This window comes from Pseudoflavonifractor sp. HNCC25GI2 (genome assembly GCF_058136395.1).
The window spans coordinates 62248-80984 of the sequence record NZ_JBYUOW010000011.1 but is presented as its reverse complement, the minus strand read 5'-3'; the positions used below and the strand labels follow the sequence as shown (position 1 = coordinate 80984).

Here is an 18737-nt window from a genome sequence, read left to right as displayed (position 1 = left end):
CAGCCTGCGCGTATTCTTGTCGCCGACCAGAAACGTGGTTCGCGTGTTAGCTGGGAAATTATAACAAAAGGAGTTACTAAATGAAAAAACGAGTCTATGTGAGCGCGGATTACTCCGCAGAGAATGGCGATCGTAATGTTATCGATGTGCTGAATGGATGGTCAAGGGATAACTGGCGAAAGGTTGAATTTGTAGATATGGCCACTGTAAAATCGGGGAGCGTGTCAAGCGATCCCGATTGCCGACCTTGCGATTTAAAAAAAGAATTCAACAAGCAAATAAATGCTTCATCTGCTGCCATCTTTATTGTGGGAGATAAGACGGCATCTCGTACCGCAGGCAGTAATTGTTCAAGAATGAGTAATGGCCAAAACGATTGTAGCTGCACTCCTTACAAGCAGAACACCAACGGAACAAAGGTATGTAAGGTAGCCAGTGTTTTTCCTGTTGGCCCAGAGGATGATGTTGGAGAAATTAACTCCTACTCTTATCTCCGACACGAGTTTGAACAAGCGAAGAAGAAGAGAAAGACTATCATTATTGTTTATAACTCTATGAAAAAAGAGCTTTCGTGGCTCCCTCCTTATATGGAAGGCTACGAGGAAAATGCATATCCTTTTTGGATAAAAGATAATTTGGGAAATAAGGTTGGCGACTATTTTCTAATTAAAGAGGTTCTTGGTTATGATTAAGTTTTTCAAACCTGTTTATGCTTGGGCTGTAGGTATCACTTCAGCAATTTTCACAATTACCCCAGAATCCGTTTTTATTAACCATAAACTTCCACTCGATATTGCGGACGATGTTAACCTTGTCTTAACTCGCATCGCATTTTTTGTCGGTATTTTTATACTCTTTTCGCTAGGAAATCTAGTGTATTTGCCTTGTCGGAGAAAAGTCAATATTAAGGGTCGGAATTACCATATCCAAATCAAATACGGGAATTTATTGCGCGCGTCAAAAGGCAAAACTATCATCCCGTTTGACGAATGCTTTACAACGAATGTTGGGAAAGAACCTGGAGATATAAATCCAGATTCTATTTGTGGTCAGTATTTAAAGGAACATCCGATACAAGATATGAAGGTGTTACTTGATCAAGCCCATCTTCACCCTGCCTCAGGAGTGTCAAAATTTCAAGGAAAAACAAAATATATTTCAGGAAAGCTTGTTCCAAACGAAAATTACTTACTAATGTCATTTGCAAAGCTGGATGAAGATGGTTTGGGAATAATGACGCGGCAAGAATTTTTGGACTGCCTTTCTACTTTGTGGGAAGAAATTGACAAATACTACGGACAACAAGACATCAATATGCCCATTATTGGATCGGGTGTAACTCGTCTTAACGACCTGACTCAACAAGAATTGCTTGACATAATAGTTGAATCGTACAAGTTAAGTGCTCGTAAAATTAAAACGCCATGTAAATTGCGCATCATCTGTAAACGTCGAGAAAACTTTTCTTTGAATAAGATAGGGACTACCCTCTGACAAGTATAGTGAGGTCCTACAAACTGTTATGTTTTTGTATCGTCTCTCAAGTGGTTTTGGAATGAGGCAAGCAATGCGTGTGGATAGCCACACACACGACTGGCAAGCAATGCGAGTGTTAATACACACTCACATTTCCTGCCGTCTGCTTGTTGAGGGCAATGCCCCCAAGCCCCTTTTGAACACAGAATTTCATTCTGTGGCTGCGCGTTCTCCGAACGCTTTTTGACCCTGTACCCGGTGCCCTGTTTCGAGGCATAGGGTGTCGTGAATCGCGACATCCTATGGTACTTTTAGGGCGCCCTAAAATGGGGCATCCTCCTTGAAGATGGGGTGGCGAAATACCACCCCAGTTTTTCGTTCCGCAACGGTGGCGACGGTCGCAACGGTGCTGGGAGTACCCCTCAAAACACCGTCGCGACCGTTGCGAGCGTCGCGCTTTACTCGATTACTTCAAACGCAGGCGCTTCCACCACCATGTAGGTCAGCCGGATACGCCGTCCGGCGTGTTTGCTTTTGTTCTCATACTTTACCTGATGTTCTTCCAGCAGGCGGCTGGCATTCACATTCAGATGCTTGGTAAGCCGGTTCACCGCCATATCCGTTTGAATCGCCTGGGCCAGCTCGGTGGGACTGCCTTCCCATTCCCGGTTCTCGGCAGATACGATTTTTGCCACAGCTTCCAGTACCGGGTCTGGAGGCTGCTTCCAAAGCTCATTCTCTGCATGGTCAAGCCCCCAAACCAGGCTCTCTTGGTCTTTGCTCAGATACAACCGCTGATCCGGCTGATCTCTGCCCACCACATCCAAAGTAGCCTTACTATCTGTTCGCTTCTCCTTCTGCATCAGGAGCGCACCATCCGCACAGCCCAGCAAGCCCGTGGTGCCGGAAATCATCTCAAAGCTGTCTCCCGCAGGCTGCTTTCTGGTGTGGTGAACGATTAGGACGCAGATACCATATCGGTCAGCAAATTGTTTCAGCTTACCGATCACCTCATAGTCGCTGGAGTAGCTGTAACTGTCGCTCACCGCTTCCCGAACCTTTTGCAGGGTATCCACAATAATCAGCTTGGTATCACTGTGTTCCCGGACGAACTTTTCCAACTGTTCATCCAGGCCACCGCCGATCATTTTAGCGTTGGTGGCGAAGTGGAGGGAGCTTGTCCCCTCTACGCCAAACATACGAAACATCCGGCGCTGCAAACGGCTCTCGTCATCTTCCAGAGCAAGATAGAGGACGGTTCCCTGGTGGACTTTGTAGCCCCACAGGTCTTGTCCGGTACTGACATGGTGGGCGATTTGCGCCACCAGGAAGGACTTGCCGATTTTCGGCGCTCCGGCAAGGATGTACGCTCCTGTATAGAGCAGGTTCTCAATCACCGCAGACTTACCCTCAAACACATTATCCATCAGCTCGTCCAAGGTTACAGTATGGAGGTAGGCCGGGTCGCTCATGCGGCGCATCTTCCGGTAAAGTTCCTCCAAATCTCTTTCGGGGGAATTGCTTTTTTCGTCTGGGTCTGGTATAGTGGTCTTGGAATTTTGAGAGATTGACTGCCCATCATCTGCGCCAACAGATGAGCCATGGGCGGTCATTTTCTTTTTCTCATCGGTCATAGGCAAAGTCCTCCTGCATTCCGTTCATAATGGTGGCGATCATCTGGATGGTGTCCAACAGCTCATCGTTTACGCCCTGTCCAGCTTCGATCCTGCGCAGCTCGTCCAGCACGGCGGCCAGCTGATCCCGCAGCGCCTTGTAGACCCTGGGGTTGCCCTGGACCACCACATCTCGGCAGAGCAGCCGTCGGATGATGTAATCCTGTTTAGTCAAGCCGGTGAGCTTCACCGCCGTCTCGATCTGGGCGTCCTCCTCCGGGGAGACCCGAAAAGCTACGGTCTTGTTCCTCCAACGGTTATGCTTATCCAAATTCTTTGCTGACATTTTTAATTGCCCCTTTCCATGTTCAATTTATCCGCCATTTCCGCTTGCTTGGACGGAAACAGGTGCGCGTAGTTGTAAGTGATGTCGATGCTCTCATGGCCCACCCGGTCCGCGATAGCCGTGGCAGAGAAGCCCATGTCAATCAGAAGTGACACTGCGCTGTGACGAATATCGTGGATTCTGATACGCGGCACTCCCGCTTCTTTGGCTCCCCGATCCATTTCCCGGTGAAGATAGCTCTTGGTGACGGTGAATATCCGGTCGTCTGGCCCGATGCCGTAAAGCATCTTGATGTAATCCTGGATTTCCTCGGCTAAAAACTGCGGCATGGTAATGACCCGATTGCTCTTTTCCGTCTTGGGGGTGGTAATCAAGTCCTGGCCGTTCAGCCGCTGATAGGACTTATTGATAGATACAGTGCCCTTCTCAAAGTCAAAGTCCGCCGGAGTCAGAGCCAACAGTTCCCCCTCCCGGATACCGCACCAGTAGAGCATCTCAAAGGCATAGAAGGATAGCGGCTTGTCCATCATCACCTCGGCAAATTTCAGGTACTGCTCCTTGGTCCAGAACATCATCTCCCGGTTTTTCTTTTTGCCCATGCTGCCTGCCTTCTTGCAGGGATTTTCCCGGAGGTTGTAATACCGAACCGCGTGGTTGAAGATGGCGCTGAGCTGATTGTGGACCGTTTTCAGATACACCGGCGAGTAGGGCTTGCCGTTCTCGTCCTTATGGTTCAGCATCTCGTTCTGCCAGGTGATAATCTGCTGGGCGGTAATGTTGCACATTTTCAGTCTGCCGAAGTAGGGCAGCAGCTTGGTGCGGATGATATGGTCCTTGGTAGCCCAGGTGTTCTCCTTGAGCCGGGTTTTCATATCCGCCGTGTAGAGGTCCACGAAACTCTTGAAGGTCATGTCCAGATCAGCGCTGGTCTTGTTGAGCTGTTCGCGCTCCCAGGCCTGTGCCTCCCGTTTGGTCTTGAAGCCCCGCTTCTGGGTCTGCTTGCGCTCGCCATTCCAGTCAGTATAGCGGTAGACCGCCCGCCAGGTGTTTGTCTTTTCTTCCTTATAGACTGCCATGATTAGCCCTCCTTTCCCGTCTTGCCATAGCAAAACTTCTCCATGAAAAAGTTCCGATTGACCCGCCCGGAGATGGTCAGATAGCCCTTCTCACGGAGTTCAGCGTTGAGCTTGTGGATCACCTTGTAGGCGTGGGACTTGGAGATGCCCAGCTCCTGGGCCACTTCCTCCACGCGCATAAAGTTTTGTGCCTGCATTGAAAATACCTTCCTTTCTTCGTTGATGGCTGCTGCGGATGGATATTGTGTTCCATAAATGCCTCCTCACTTTCGTCCGCCACTTTTTTCCCGGATGTATAACCAGAGATTGCGGCAGTTCTTTTTTGTTTATTGATTCTAAGCTATTATGCTTAGTCTATTGCCATTATACTAAGCAAAATAGCTTGTGTCAATTGGAGTACGCAAAATAAATTAAATAAAATTGTTTAGGATCCTCTTGACTTTACTAAGCATTTCTGCTACGCTTTTCCTAAGGACAAGCAACGATTGGAGTTGATGATATGGCGATTGGCGAACGGATTCACTTTTTCCGTCTCCTGCGGGGGATGACGCAGAAATATCTCGGTATGGCGCTGGGCTTCCCGGAGAAGTCCGCTGATGTGCGCCTGGCGCAGTATGAAACAGGATCAAGAACCCCAAAGGCAGACCTGACTGCTGCCCTGGCCCAGGTACTGGATGTCTCGCCCCATGCGCTCTCCGTCCCGGACATAGACTCCTATGTGGGGCTGATGCACACCCTGTTTACCCTGGAGGACAACTATGGACTCAAGATCAGCGAGATGGATGGAGAAGTCTGCCTGAAAGTTGATGTGCGGAAGAACAAGGACGCCGCCCAGCTGCACGAGATGCTCTGTTCCTGGCAGCAGGCCGCTGCCATGCTGGAGGCGGGCGAAATCTCCAAAGAGGATTACGACAAGTGGCGCTACCATTACCCTGAATTTGACAAGTCCCAGAACTATGTGAAGGTGCCGCCCCAGGACCTCTTTTGATCCTCTCACTTGTAGGCCACGGGAGAGGCCGTTTGTTGCACAAAATAATAATAAAAAGAAAAAGAGAGCTAACTGACTAATCAAAATCAGTTAGCTCTCTTTTTATGAATAATGAAAAAGTGTTGCCAAATCGTTGCCACAAAGGGCCTTAACCCCTCAAAAACCCAGTCATATCAGGCTTTTCCGGGTCTCTGAAATCATTCCCACTCGATCGTGCCGCAGGGCTTGGGCGTCAGGTCATAGAGCACGCGGTTCACGCCGGGGACCTCGGATGTAATGCGCTGGGTGATGTGCTGGAGCAGCGCAAAGGGCACATCCTCCACGGTGGCGGTCATGGCATCCACGGTGTTCACAGCACGGATGATGACGGGCCAGTCAAAGGAGCGCTTGCCGTCCTTCACGCCGGTGGACTTGAAGTCGGGCACCACAGTGAAGTACTGCCACACCTTGCCTTCCAGGCCGTTCTTAGCAAACTCCTCCCGGAGGATGGCGTCGGACTCCCGCACCGCCTCCAGGCGGTCCCGGGTGATGGCGCCCAAGCACCGGACGCCCAGACCGGGGCCGGGGAAGGGCTGGCGATAGACCATGTTGTCGGGCAGACCCAGAGCCTTGCCCACCACGCGGACCTCGTCCTTGAACAGCAGGCGCACCGGCTCCACCAGTTCAAACTTCAGGTCCTCGGGCAGGCCGCCCACGTTGTGGTGGGCCTTGACGCCGCCGCTCTCCAGGATGTCGGGATAGATGGTACCCTGAGCCAGGAACTCAATGCCCTCCAGCTTGCGGGCCTCCTCCTCAAACACCCGGATGAACTCCGCGCCGATAACCTTGCGCTTCTGCTCGGGCTCGGACACGCCGGCCAGCTTGTCCAGGAAGCGGTCCACCGCATCCACGTAGATGAGGTTGGCATCCATCTCGTCCCGGAAGACCTTTACCACCTGCTCAGGCTCACCCTTACGCAGCAGGCCGTGGTTGACGTGGACGCACACCAGCTGCTTGCCGATGGCCTTGATGAGCAGGGCGGCCACCACAGAGGAGTCCACACCGCCGCTGAGGGCCAGCAGCACCTTTTTGTCTCCCACCTGGGCACGGATAGCTTCAATCTGCTGGGCAATGAAGGCTTCTGCCAGCTGAGGGGTCGTGATTCGTTCCATGTTTTCCGGACGCTTGTTCTGATCCATTGGTGTCTCCTCCTGATATTTTAGAATGAAAGCTTACTCCCACTCCACCGTTGCAGGCGGCTTGGAGGTAATGTCATAACAGATGCGGTTCACGCCGGGGACCTCATTGACAATCCGCACGGAGATCCGGTCCAGCACCTCGTAGGGGATGCGGGCCCAATCGGCGGTCATGAAGTCGTCGGTGACCACTGCACGGAGGGCCAGGGTATAGTCGTAGGTACGGCCGTCGCCCATGACGCCCACAGAGCGGGTGTTGGTGAGGACAGCGAAGTACTGGCTCAGATTCTTGTCCTCGCCGGCCTTGGCAATCTCATCCCGGAAGATGAAGTCCGCCTCCCGCAGCAGGTCCGCCTTCTCCTTGGTAATGTCCCCGATGATGCGGATGGCAAGACCGGGACCGGGGAAGGGCTGGCGGGAAACCAGGTACTCAGGCAGTCCCAGCTCCCGGCCCAGCTGACGCACCTCGTCCTTGAACAGCAGACGCAGGGGCTCAATGATCTCCTTGAAGTCCACATAGTCGGGCAGGCCGCCCACGTTGTGGTGGCTCTTGATGACAGCGGCGTCGCCCGCGCCCGACTCGATGATGTCGGGATAGATGGTGCCCTGGGCCAGGAAGTCCACGGCGCCAATCTTCTTGGCCTCCTCCTCGAAGACCCGGATAAACTCCTCGCCGATGATTTTGCGCTTATGCTCGGGTTCTGTCACTCCCGCCAGCTTCAGCAAGAAGCGGGTCTCGGCATCCACCCGAATGAAATTGATGTCCCACTTGGAGAAGGCGGCCTCCACCTCGTCTCCCTCATTCTTCCGCATGAGGCCGTGGTCCACGAAGACGCAGGTGAGCTGGGGACCCACCGCCTCAGCCAGCAGGGCGGCCACTACGGAGGAGTCCACACCACCGGAGAGGGCCAGCAGCACCTTGCCGCTGCCCACCTTTTCCCGGACGGCGGCGATGGCGGTGTCCTTGTACTCTCCCATGGTCCAGTCGCCCACTGCGCCGCAGACCTTGTAGAGGAAATTGCGGATCATGTCCACGCCGTGCTGGGTGTGGTTGACCTCAGGATGGAACTGCACACCGTAAAAGCCCCGCTTCTCATCGGCGATGGCCACGTTGGGGCAGGCATCGGAGTGGGCGGTCAGAGCAAAGCCCTCGGGCACCTTGGCCATGTAGTCCCCGTGGCTCATCCAGGAGATGCCCTCCTGGGGCAGGCCGTCAAAAATCTTGCAGGCCGTGTCATAGTAGGTGGGGGTCTTGCCGAACTCCCGGGCGGAGTCGTCCTGGGCCTCGGTCACCTGTCCGCCCAGGGTGTGGGCCATGAGCTGGCAGCCGTAGCAGATACCCAGGATGGGCACGCCCCAGGTGAAAATCTCGGGGTCCACATGGGGCGAGGTCTCCAGATACACGGAGTTGGGACCGCCGGTAAAGATGATTCCAATGGGGTTCATGGCCTTCAGCTGAGCCAGGGGAGTATTGTAGGGCTTTACCTCGCAGTAAACGCCGCACTCCCGGACTCTCCGGGCAATGAGCTGGTTATATTGGCCGCCGAAGTCCAGAACAATAACGGTCTGATGGGACATTAGGACATCCTTCCTTGCTTTTCGTAGAATGGAATTTACAAAGATTTAACCGCCTTCCACTTGTTTTCCCGCTCCGCAGGAACTATGATACAGACAGAAAACAAAGAAAGGAGGCTCTATTATGACTGATTTCTACTGGAACAGCCGCTCCGATCTGGAGGACCTCATCTATGAGGACGAGCAGACCGTCGCCAGCGAGCGGTAAGCAGCTTCACATATCATCCGGACAAGAAGCCACACCTCAGGGTGTGGATTTTTGCGTTTTTAGGGGAAAATCAGCCGTCTGGAGTTACATACCGGCCGCTTTCCACGTCAAACCGGGCGTAAGACACATAGAACGGCCTCTCATGCAGCGGCTCATCCGAATCTGGGTCATCCTCCCAATAGCCAAAGGACAGGCGGTACTGTCCATCTGGCAGCGTTCCATAGGGGGAGAGGATAGGCTCAAACGAAAAGCGCTCGCCCGGTCCCGTTCCCTGTCCCACACCGGCGGTCGCATAGTCACGGTGCGGAACCTGGTACCATTTCCCCTCCAGCAGAACTTCAAGCCCGCTGTAATCAGGGGGATCCCCGTGGTAGAAGTACTGTGTACTTCCGTTAAAAAAGCTCGCCTGCCGGATACTCCGGCCGGCCACTTCCAGGGATAACGTGCAATCGGGGCAACTTTCCACCGTCTCCGCCGGGGTCAGCTCCGCCGGATCCAGGTCCACAGGCCGTGCGGTGTACCAGGCAAACACACCCAGTCCCGCCGCCAGTACTGCCAGCGTCAGCACCAGACCGCTCCATTTTTTCAGGGCTTTCATTTTTACGCCTCCTCACATGTTCCGATGATTTCTTCGGTTTCATCCTTAAAGACGTAAAAAAGTCCCTGCCGTTACGTTTGTGCTTTACCACTCCCGGGCACGGCCCCAAAAGGGACCGTGCCCGGTCTGTGCATTAAATCTTGGTGATGTCGATGGGGGTAAGGTCCTCGCTGCGGCTCTGCTGCCGGACGGTAAGCAGGGCGCGGGCGGTGTCGATGGCGGTGACGCAGCCCACTCCGTGCTCCACGGCGGAGCGGCGGATGTGGAAGCCATCGGAGTCGTGCTTGCGGCCCCGGGTGGGGGTGTTGATGATGAGGTCCACGGTGCCGGAAGCGATCATGTCCAGAATGTTGGGGTGGGACTGGGACACACGGTTGACCCGCTTGCACTCAATGCCCGCCTCGGTGAGGGCATCGCAGGTGCCGGAGGTGGCGTAGAGCTCGATGCCCATCTCCTCAAAGCCCCGGGCAATGGAGACAATCTCCCGCTTGTCCTCGTCCTTGACGGTGATGATGATGCGGCCGCCCTTCTTGGGCACACGCATGTTGGAGCCCTTGAAGGCCTTCAGCAGGGCCTGGGGGAAGGTCTCAGCCAGACCCAGCACCTCGCCGGTGGACTTCATCTCCGGGCCAAGGCCGGTATCCACGTCGGTGAGCTTCTCGAAGGAGAAGACGGGGGCCTTGACGGCGAAATACTTGGCCTCGGGATAGAGCCCGGTGCCGTACTCCAGATCCTTCAGCTTCTGGCCCAGCATCACCTTGGTGGCCAGGTCGATGATGGGCACGCCGGTCACCTTGGAGATATAGGGGATGGTACGGGAGGAACGGGGGTTGACCTCGATGACATAGATGTCGTCGTTATAGAGGATATACTGGGCGTTGATGAGGCCGATGACGCCCAGGTGCTTGGCCATGTTCTTGGTGTGCTGGAGAATAAGCTGGCGGTGCTTGTCCTCCAGGTGGAGGGGCGGGTACACGGCAATGGAGTCGCCGGAGTGGACACCGGCACGCTCCACGTGCTCCATGATGCCGGGGATAAGGATATCCTCCCCGTCGAACACGCCGTCCACCTCAAGCTCGCGGCCCATGAGGTACTTATCCACCAGGATGGGGTGCTCCTGGACGGTCATGTTGATGATGCGCATGAATTCCTCGATGTTGCGGTCGGAGTAGGCAATCTCCATGCCCTGGCCGCCCAGCACGTAGGAGGGACGCACCAGCACGGGGTAGCCCAGCTCATGGGCCGCCGCCAGAGCCTCTTCGGTGGTGAAGATGGTACGGCCCTTGGCGCGGGGAATACCGCACTTCTGAAGAATCTCATCAAAGCGCTCCCGGTCCTCAGCGGCGTCCACGCCGTCAGCGGGGGTACCCAGGATACGCACGCCCATGTCGGTGAGGGCCTTGGCCAGCTTGATGGCCGTCTGGCCGCCGAACTGAACCACAGCGCCCCAGGGCTTCTCCTGCTCCACGATGTTCTGCACGTCCTCGGCGGTAAGGGGCTCGAAGTACAGCTTGTCGGCCACGTCGAAGTCGGTGGAGACAGTCTCGGGGTTGTTGTTGATGATGATGGTCTCGTAGCCCAGGCGCTTGAAAGCCCAGACAGAGTGGACGGAGCAGTAGTCAAACTCGATGCCCTGGCCGATACGGATGGGGCCGGAGCCCAGCACCAGCACCTTCTTCTTGTCGGTGTTGGTGTCCACAGCCTCGTTCTCTCCGTCGTAGGTGGAGTAGTAGTAGGGGGTCTCGGCGTCAAACTCGGCGGCGCAGGTATCCACCATCTTGAAGGAGGGGATGATGCCGTACTGCTCCCGCAGGGCCTTCACCTCGGACTGCTTCATGCCGCACAGGGTGCCGATATAGCTGTCGGCAAAGCACATCTCCTTGGCGCGCTTCAGGGTATCGGCATCGGGAGCGCCCTTGCAGGCCTTCAGCTCCTCTTCCATGTCGATGATGCGCTTGAAGCCGTCCAGGAACCAGATATCCATCTTGGTGATGTGGTTGATCTTCTGGGGAGAGAAGCCGCGGCGCAGAGCCTCGGCCACCACGAACAGCCGCTCGTCGGTGACCTGGATGAGCATGTCCTCGATCTCGTCGGTGTAGAGGTCCTCCAGCTTGTCCAGCTTCAGGGCGCGGACATTCAGCTCCAGGGAGCGGATGGCCTTCATCAGAGCGCCCTCGAAGGAGTTGGCGATGGCCATGACCTCGCCGGTGGCCTTCATCTGGGTGCCCAGGGTACGGCTGGCGGTGGTGAACTTATCGAAGGGCAGGCGGGGAATCTTCAGCACGCAGTAGTCGATGGTGGGCTCGAAGCAGGCCTTGGTCTTGCCGGTGACCGCGTTGGGAATCTCGTCCAGGGTGTAGCCCAGAGCCACCTTGGCCGCCACCTTGGCGATGGGGTAGCCGGTGGCCTTGGAGGCCAGAGCGGAGGAACGGGACACACGGGGGTTGACCTCGATGACGGCGTACTCGAAGGAGTCGGGGTTCAGAGCAAACTGCACGTTGCAGCCGCCCTCAATCTCCAGAGCGGAGATGATGTCCAGAGCGGCGGAGCGCAGCATCTGGAACTCCCGGTTGGCCAGAGTCTGGGTGGGAGCCACCACGATGGAGTCGCCGGTGTGGACGCCCACGGGGTCGATGTTCTCCATGGAGCAGATGGTAATGACGTTGCCCGCGGAGTCACGCATTACCTCAAACTCAATCTCCTTCCAGCCCGAGATGCAGCGCTCAATCAGCACCTCGCTGACGCGGCTCAGGTTAATGCCGCGGTCGGCGATCTCCCGCAGGGAGGCCTCGTCATAGGCGATGCCGCCGCCGCTGCCGCCCAGGGTGTAGGCGGGACGGACGATAACGGGGTAGCCGATCTCATTGGTAAAGGAGACGGCGTCCTCCACGGTGTTGACCACCTTGGAGGTGACGCAGGGCTGGCCGATGGACTCCATGCAGTCCTTGAAGCCCTGGCGGTCCTCGGCCTTGTGAATGGACTCGGGGCTGGTGCCCAGCAGACGCACGCCGTACTTCTGCAGGGTGCCGTCCTCATAGAGAGCCATGGCCAGGTTCAGACCGGTCTGGCCGCCCATGTTGGGCAGGAGGGCGTCGGGCCGCTCCTTCTCAATGATCTGCATGACGGAGGGGATGTTCATGGGTTCGATATAGACATGATCGGCAATGTCCTTGTCGGTCATGATGGTGGCGGGGTTGGAGTTTACCAGCACCACCTCAATGCCCTCTTCCTTCAGGGCGCGGCAGGCCTGGGTTCCGGCGTAGTCAAACTCGGCGGCCTGGCCGATGACAATGGGACCGGAGCCCAGCACCAGTACCTTCTTTACATCCGTATATTTGGGCATTACCGGGCACCTCCCTTATTCATGGATTCCACAAAGCGGTTGAACAGGTATTCCGTATCCTTGGGGCCGGCGTTGGCCTCGGGATGGAACTGAGTGGTAAAGCAGTTGGGCCGCTTGTAGCGCAGGCCCTCGCAGGTGCCGTCGTTGACGTTGACGTGGCTGACCTCGGCCACAGCCGGGTCCACCGTCTCGGACAGAACCATATAGCCGTGGTTCTGGCTGGTGATGAACACCTTGCCCTTCTCCAGATCCCGCACGGGGTGGTTGCCGCCCCGGTGGCCGTAGGCCAGGCGGCCGGTCTTGGCCCCGGTGGCCAGAGCCAGCAGCTGGTGGCCCAGACACACGCCGAAGAGGGGGATGTCGCTCTGATAGAGCTCCTTGAGCTGGGCGATGATCTCGGTGTTCTCCGCGGGGTCGCCCGGGCCGTTACTGAGCATCACGCCGTCATAGCCGCCGGCCAGGACCTCCTTGGCGGGGGTGAAGGCGGGCAGCACGGTCACCCGGCAGCCCCGGCGGCGCAGGCACTCGATCATGTTCTGCTTCACGCCGTAGTCCATCATGGCCACGTGGTGCAGCTCCTCGCCGTAGGCGGGGAACACCTCGGGCTCCTTGCGGGTGACCCGGGCCACGGTGCCGGTGACCTTGTAGCTCTTCAGCTTCTCCATGATCTCCGCCACATTAAAATGCTCCGCACAGGTGAGCATACCATTCATGCTCCCCTGACTACGGAGTATTTTGGTCAGCGCGCGGGTATCCACGCCTTGAATCCCGGTGATATCGTGTTCCTTCAGAAAATCGTGCAGGGTCCCCTCGCAGCGGAAATTGCTGCCCCGGGGAGACAGGTGACGGACCACAAAGGCCTCCGCCCAGGGACGGGCGGACTCATTGTCCTCGTGGTTGACACCGTAGTTGCCGATGAGGGGATAGGACATGACAATCCCCTGCCCGGCATAGGAGGGATCGGTCAGAATCTCCTGATAGCCGGTCATGGAGGTGTTGAACACCATCTCGCACACCCGGTCGGAGGTGCTGCCAATGCTGGTCCCGGAAAATACGCTTCCGTTGGCCAGAATCAAGGTCGCTTTCATCAAATCTCACACGCCTTCCGTTCCAGACTTGTTAGCCACATTTCGCGCAAACTGTTTCAAGATATTGTATCGAAAATTGGGGTATTTTTCAAGATGGAGTTTTCCCTTTTTCTGTATAATTTTTCTCCATTTTCTCCCCGTCCCATGGGATAATCGACGAGAGGGAGGGCAAGACTATCGTTCACAGCCCACCGGCTCTATTTTTTCATTTGCGGAGGCATATTATGTTTACCGGTCTCGTCCGCACTGTCATTCTCTACATCCTGATTATTGCCGGCATCCGCCTCATGGGCAAGCGGCAGGTGGGCGAGCTGGAGCCCTCCGAGCTGGTGCTCTCCCTCATCATTGCCGACCTGGCCTCCGTCCCCATGCAGGACTTCGGCATCCCTCTGCTGGCCGGGGTGGTCCCCATTCTGGCCCTGCTGGCCATGACCATGATCCTCTCCGTGCTCACCATGCGCAGCGTGCGCTTCCGGGCTCTGCTGTGCGGCCGCCCCAGCATCATCATCCGGGAGGGCAAGGTGGACCAGCGGGAGATGGCCCGCAACCGCCTGACGGTGGACGAGCTGCTGGAGGAGCTGCGGGGCCAGGGCTACACTGACCCCTCAGGCGTGAAGTACGCCATTCTGGAGACCAACGGCCAGTTGTCCGTTCTCCCCTTCGCCGCCCAGAAGCCCCCCACCGCCCAGCAGCTGGGGCTGGAGGTGGAGCAGTGGGAGCTCCCCCTGGTGGTAGTCAGCGACGGGCGGCTTCTGGAGCACAACCTCACCCAGCTGGGCCGGGACCGGGCCTGGCTGGACAAGCGGCTGAAGGAGGGGGGCTGCTCGGACCCGGAGCAGGTCTTCCTCCTTTTGGCTGACCGGGGCGGCAAGGTCTATCTCACCCGCAAGGATTTCAACACGTAAGGAGGCGCCCGAAATGAAACGGCTCTGGATTGCATCCGCCCTACTGGTCCTCCTGCTGGCTGTCAGCCTGGGAAACGCCTGGTACTCCAACGCCCTCACCCAGAGCCTGGCCCAGCCCTTGCGTGAGGCCCAGCAGCTGGCCCGCCAGGATCAGTGGGAGCAGGCCCGGGACCTGACCCGACAGTCCTACGACAGCTGGAACGCTCACCACACCTACCTCCACTGTGTCCTGCGCCACTCCGACACCGACCAGATTCTCCGCTCCTTCCGCAGCGTCATGCAGTACCTGGATCTGGAGGAGATGGACCAGTACGCCGCCGCCAACGCAGACCTCATCTCCCAGCTGGAGCTGCTGTCCGAGATGGAGCAGGCCACCGTGGTCAACGTTTTGTAGGAGCTTATAAAATTTTTGTTTTTCTCCCCTTGACGAGTGGTTCATTTGGCGGTATAACTTCCCCTGACAGCAATGTTTCCCAGCAGAAAGGGGAAGGATTTCATGAAGAAAGAATACCTGTTTGCCGGCATCTCCATCTTATCCTGGGCCTCTACAGCGGCAGTGGGCACACTGATGATGGATTCCCTGTCCCAATTTGCGCTGGTGTTCTACACCAGTCTGACTGCTGCTATGTTCCTTCTGATCCTTGTAGCTGTCACAGGACGTCTCCCGCTGCTCCGGACACTGCATCTGAAGGACCTTTTCCGGATGTCCGCTCTGGGGATTCTGGGTATGTTCCTGATGTCCCTGTTCTTCTATAACGGCCTGGCCCGCCTGGAGGCACAGCAGGCCTATATTATCAATTATTTATGGCCCATTCTCATTGTCGTCTTTTCCTGGCTCATCCTGCGGCAGCCCTTGACGGCCCGGACCTGCTTCGCCCTGCTCCTCTCCTTTTTCGGTGTTATCATTGTTGCCACCGAGGGGAATCTGACTAATCTGGGTGGGGTGGATTTAAGTGGCGTCGTATCCTGCCTTCTGGGTGCCTGCTGCTATGCCCTGTTTGCAATCTTCAACACACAGGTCAAATGCGATAAGTTTGTGGCCATGCTGGTGTACTATGCTTCCACCACGTTGGTGAGCTTCCTGTTTCTGGCGGTTCAGGAGCCCGTCCCAATTCTGAGCGTCGTCCAGTGGGGAGGCACCATCTGGCTGGGTATGGTAACCAACGGTCTGGCCTATACCACCTGGGCTCTGGCCATGGACCGGGGTGACACCGCCAAGCTGTCCAATCTGGCCTACCTCACCCCTTTTCTTTCTCTGGTTTACATCTTTTTCCTTCTGCATGAGCCCATTCTTTTGTCTTCCTATCTGGGTCTTGTGTTTATTCTCGCCGGGGTCTTGCTTCAGATCTGGAAATTTCCCGCCCATCGCCCCCGCACAGTCCACACCTGATGGCTTTATTTGTCCGCCCTCATTTTGCATAAAGAGGAAATAAAATTATGCAAAATATGGTTGACGGCCATTTTCTCTCCGTCTATAATGAAGCTAGTCACAGGTCATTCCTGCATTGAGGCAGCAGTGCAGGCAGAACGCCCCAGTGGCTCCCAGCCCACGTGGGCAACCTTTGAGATGGAATGGAGGATTTGGCAATGACACAGGAAGAACGCAACCAGGCAATCCGCAGCAAGATGGAAGAGGCTTTCTACAACCTGTTGGAGGAGCTTCGTCCCTACCTGACCAACGTTGAGGACCAGAAGTGCCTTCATGAAAATATGGAGCGGCTGTCTGGCTGGATCCACGTAATGCCCCTGACCATGCACAAGGATAAGCATTGGTCCAGAGAGGAGTTCCAGGCCGCCCTGACCGGCCCCGATCAGATGGCCGACCCCCGCTTCGGCGCGTACATGGATGCCTTCTACGAGGAGTATGTGGGCAACAAGGAGGATGCTCTGCACGCCTTCTACGACGAGCTGTTCCACGAGGAGGAGCTCAACCAGGTGGACTGGCAGAACGTTTGGGAAATGGTCCGCGCCAGCTACGAGGACTGGCTGAAAAACAACGAATATGAGGACGAGTGGCTCAAGGGTGAGCCCAACGCCCAGTAACATTACCGTAAATAAAACCCCCGGCGTCCCATTCAAACGGGACGCCGGGGGTTTGTTTTATTCCACAGTTACGCTCTTGGCCAGATTCCGGGGCTTATCAATGTCGCACCCACGCATCAGCGCCACATAGTAGGCAAACAGCTGCAGCGGCACCACGCCCAGAGAGGGCAGCAGCAGGTCGTGGGTATCGGGGATGGTGATGACGGCGTTGGCTGTCTCCCGCATCTCCTTCTCATGGCTCTTGGTGGTGAGAGCCAGCACGTCGGCCCCTCGGGACTTGACCTCCACCACGTTGCTCATGGCCTTCTCAAAGAGCCGCCCATAGGTGGCCAGGGCCACCACCAGGGTGCCGTCCTCGATAAGGCTGATGGTCCCGTGCTTCAGCTCGCCGGAGGCGTAGGCCTCCGAGTGGATGTAGGAGATCTCCTTGAGCTTCAGGGAGCCCTCCAGGCCCAGGGCATAGTCCAGATTCCGCCCGATGAAAAAGACGGAGTCGTGGTTGAAGTACTGGGAGGCAAAGTACTGGATGTCGTCCTTGTCCGCCAGCACCTCCTCCATCTTGGCCGGCAGCAGCAGCATCTCATCCAGAGCCGAACGGTACTCCTGCTCCTCCACCGTGCCCAGAATCCGGGCAAAGTACAGGCCCAGCAGATCGATGAGGGCCATCTGGGTGGAGTAAGCCTTGGTGGTAGCCACGGCGATCTCCGGCCCGGCCCAGGTGTAGAGCACCTCATCCGACTCCCGGGCGATGGAGCTGCCCACCACGTTGACAATGGACAGGATGCGCCCGCCCAGCTTCCGGGCCTCCCGCAGGGCGGCCATGGTGTCCAGGGTCTCTCCCGACTGGCTGATGACCACCACCAGGGTCCGGTCATTCACAATGGGGTCCATATACCGGAACTCCGAGGCCAGGGCCACCTCCACCGGGATGCGGGTCAGCCGCTCCAGGTTGTACTTGCCCACCATGCCCACGTGGTAGCTGGATCCGCAGGCCACAATGTAGATCTTCTGGATGGACCGGATGTACTCCTCGCTCAGGCCGAAGTCCTCAAACCAGACCTCGCCCTCCCGGATGCGGGGGAAGACACACCGGCGCAGGGCCTCGGGCTGCTCCATGATCTCCTTGAACATGAAGTGTTCATAGCCGCCCTTCTCCGCCGCGTCGATCTCCCAGTCCACGTGGGAGATCTCCTTCTGGATGGGCTGCATCAGGTGATTGTAGCACTGGATGCCATCCCGTGTGAGGACGGCGATCTCCCCGTCCTCCATGTAGCCCACCTCCCGGGTGTGCTTCAGGATGGCGGTGACGTCGCTGGCCATAAAGCTGCAGCCTTTGCCGTAGCCCAGAATCAGCGGGCTGTCCTTGCGCACGGCGATGAGCTGGTCCGGGGTGTCCGCGCACAGGATGCCCAGGGCATAGGCCCCCTTAATGCGGTGGAGCACACGTCCCACAGCAGCCAGCAGGTCTCCGTCGTAGAAGTACTCAATAAGCTGAGCCACCACCTCGGTGTCCGTCTCGGAGACAAAGGCCACGCCCTTGTCCACCAGGAACGCCTTCAGCTCGGTGTAGTTTTCGATGATGCCGTTGTGCACCACCGCGATCTTGCCGCCCTGGCTCACCTGGGGATGGGAGTTGACGTCGCTGGGCGCCCCGTGAGTGGCCCAGCGGGTGTGTCCGATGCCCACGGTGCCCTCCACCGCCGCTCCGCCCTGGAGCAGGTCGGAAAGCACCTGCAGCCGGCCCTTGGCCTTGTGGACAGACAGGGTTCCCTCCTGCTGGGAGTAGACCGCAACCCCTGCCGAGTCGTATCCCCGGTACTCCAGACGGGACAGCCCCTCCAGCAAAACGGGAGCGGCCTGCTCACTGCCCACATAGCCTACAATTCCGCACATATTCAATTTCCTCCTGATTCAATTGGATTGCTCAAGAGGACAAACTCGCAGCTATTTGCACCTCGTTCCCCGGTTCCGACCCCTTTGTTTTGCAGTTACCCGCATATTTGTCGGCCGAATACGCGCCCGGAGCGGCACGGAGGGGCACCCGCCGAAGGCTTCGATTCTCCCCTCACCTCGTCGTCCCCAGCCTGACAGCCGGGGCGCTGGCGCTTATGTTGGGTCCTGGCCCAAGGTCCTCCTTTCCTTCTGCGACTTTTTGGGATTTCGTTTTTCCCGCCTTGCATTATACGAAATTCTTTTAGCCGAGTAAAGAAAAAATTGTATCAAACCGGATCCGATTTTTTCCATTGTCTTTCGTCCCGCCGCACAAAAAACGCCCCGGTCCCTTGGGACCGGGGCGCTCTTTA

General features: G+C 56.8%; 17 protein-coding genes. 7 read left to right on the top strand and 10 right to left on the bottom strand.

Annotated elements, in window-relative coordinates; all coding sequences use genetic code 11:
- Positions 1-80: 80 nt before the first annotated feature.
- Together AC3YUO_RS11980 and AC3YUO_RS11975 are read left to right on the top strand one after the other, a co-directional pair.
- Positions 81-692: a hypothetical protein gene (locus tag AC3YUO_RS11980; protein ID WP_489963273.1), complete on the top strand. Its 612-nt coding sequence runs from the start codon at positions 81-83 to the stop codon at positions 690-692.
- Entirely contained in the window at positions 685-1494 is an 810-nt protein-coding gene (locus AC3YUO_RS11975; protein ID WP_489963272.1) for a macro domain-containing protein, read from the top strand. The genes AC3YUO_RS11980 and AC3YUO_RS11975 overlap by 8 nt, the downstream gene beginning before the upstream one ends.
- A 440-nt stretch (positions 1495-1934) precedes the next feature.
- Here the strand turns inward: AC3YUO_RS11975 and AC3YUO_RS11970 are convergent, their stop codons facing one another.
- From AC3YUO_RS11970 to AC3YUO_RS11955, 4 genes are read right to left on the bottom strand one after another with little or no spacing between them, the layout of a single operon-like run.
- Positions 1935-3110: an AAA family ATPase gene (locus AC3YUO_RS11970; RefSeq protein ID WP_489963271.1), complete on the bottom strand. Its 1176-nt coding sequence runs from the start codon at positions 3108-3110 to the stop codon at positions 1935-1937.
- Positions 3100-3435, bottom strand: coding sequence for a plasmid mobilization protein (locus AC3YUO_RS11965; protein WP_006571527.1), 336 nt, complete (start codon positions 3433-3435; stop codon positions 3100-3102). The genes AC3YUO_RS11970 and AC3YUO_RS11965 overlap by 11 nt, the downstream gene beginning before the upstream one ends.
- A 2-nt stretch (positions 3436-3437) precedes the next feature.
- A complete protein-coding gene (locus AC3YUO_RS11960; RefSeq protein WP_489963270.1) occupies positions 3438-4511 on the bottom strand; it encodes a site-specific integrase in 1074 nt (357 codons plus the stop codon).
- 2 nt (positions 4512-4513) lie between these two features.
- Positions 4514-4690 carry a DNA-binding protein gene (locus AC3YUO_RS11955; RefSeq protein ID WP_489963269.1) on the bottom strand — a complete coding sequence of 59 codons (177 nt, stop codon included), beginning with the start codon at positions 4688-4690 and terminating at the stop codon, positions 4514-4516.
- A gap of 320 nt (positions 4691-5010) precedes the next feature.
- On the opposite strand from AC3YUO_RS11955, the gene AC3YUO_RS11950 reads away from it, so the two are divergent.
- Complete coding sequence (locus tag AC3YUO_RS11950; RefSeq protein ID WP_489963268.1) at positions 5011-5499, top strand: helix-turn-helix domain-containing protein; 489 nt, start codon at positions 5011-5013, stop codon at positions 5497-5499.
- 197 nt (positions 5500-5696) lie between these two features.
- On the opposite strand, the gene guaA (AC3YUO_RS11945) is transcribed toward AC3YUO_RS11950, so the two are convergent.
- The 5 genes from guaA (AC3YUO_RS11945) to AC3YUO_RS11925 form a co-directional block, all read right to left on the bottom strand.
- On the bottom strand, positions 5697-6650 hold the full coding sequence (guaA, locus tag AC3YUO_RS11945) for a glutamine-hydrolyzing GMP synthase (protein WP_489963282.1): 954 nt from the start codon (positions 6648-6650) through the stop codon (positions 5697-5699).
- A gap of 60 nt (positions 6651-6710) precedes the next feature.
- Positions 6711-8252: a glutamine-hydrolyzing GMP synthase gene (gene guaA, locus AC3YUO_RS11940; RefSeq protein WP_489963267.1), complete on the bottom strand. Its 1542-nt coding sequence runs from the start codon at positions 8250-8252 to the stop codon at positions 6711-6713.
- A gap of 275 nt (positions 8253-8527) precedes the next feature.
- Positions 8528-9055 (bottom strand): hypothetical protein, encoded by a 528-nt coding sequence (locus tag AC3YUO_RS11935; protein WP_489963265.1) that lies wholly within the window; start codon positions 9053-9055, stop codon positions 8528-8530.
- A 133-nt stretch (positions 9056-9188) separates the two neighbouring features.
- Positions 9189-12398 (bottom strand): carbamoyl-phosphate synthase large subunit, encoded by a 3210-nt coding sequence (carB, locus tag AC3YUO_RS11930; RefSeq protein WP_489963264.1) that lies wholly within the window; start codon positions 12396-12398, stop codon positions 9189-9191.
- Positions 12398-13486 (bottom strand): carbamoyl phosphate synthase small subunit, encoded by a 1089-nt coding sequence (locus AC3YUO_RS11925; RefSeq protein ID WP_489963263.1) that lies wholly within the window; start codon positions 13484-13486, stop codon positions 12398-12400. The genes carB and AC3YUO_RS11925 overlap by 1 nt, the downstream gene beginning before the upstream one ends.
- A gap of 224 nt (positions 13487-13710) precedes the next feature.
- On the opposite strand from AC3YUO_RS11925, the gene AC3YUO_RS11920 reads away from it, so the two are divergent.
- The 4 genes from AC3YUO_RS11920 to AC3YUO_RS11905 all read left to right on the top strand — a co-directional run bounded on the left by AC3YUO_RS11920 (position 13711) and on the right by AC3YUO_RS11905 (position 16434).
- Positions 13711-14391 carry a DUF421 domain-containing protein gene (locus AC3YUO_RS11920; protein ID WP_489963262.1) on the top strand — a complete coding sequence of 227 codons (681 nt, stop codon included), beginning with the start codon at positions 13711-13713 and terminating at the stop codon, positions 14389-14391.
- A gap of 13 nt (positions 14392-14404) precedes the next feature.
- Entirely contained in the window at positions 14405-14785 is a 381-nt protein-coding gene (locus tag AC3YUO_RS11915) for a DUF4363 family protein (protein ID WP_489963261.1), read from the top strand.
- 102 nt (positions 14786-14887) lie between these two features.
- Positions 14888-15781, top strand: a complete 894-nt coding sequence (locus AC3YUO_RS11910; protein ID WP_489963260.1) for a DMT family transporter — start codon at positions 14888-14890, stop codon at positions 15779-15781.
- Positions 15782-15978: 197 nt separating this feature from the next.
- Positions 15979-16434, top strand: coding sequence for a hypothetical protein (locus AC3YUO_RS11905; RefSeq protein ID WP_489963259.1), 456 nt, complete (start codon positions 15979-15981; stop codon positions 16432-16434).
- A 57-nt stretch (positions 16435-16491) separates the two neighbouring features.
- Here AC3YUO_RS11905 and glmS read toward each other — a convergent pair whose 3' ends face one another.
- On the bottom strand, positions 16492-18327 hold the full coding sequence (glmS, locus tag AC3YUO_RS11900) for a glutamine--fructose-6-phosphate transaminase (isomerizing) (protein ID WP_489963258.1): 1836 nt from the start codon (positions 18325-18327) through the stop codon (positions 16492-16494).
- Positions 18328-18737 lie beyond the last annotated feature (410 nt).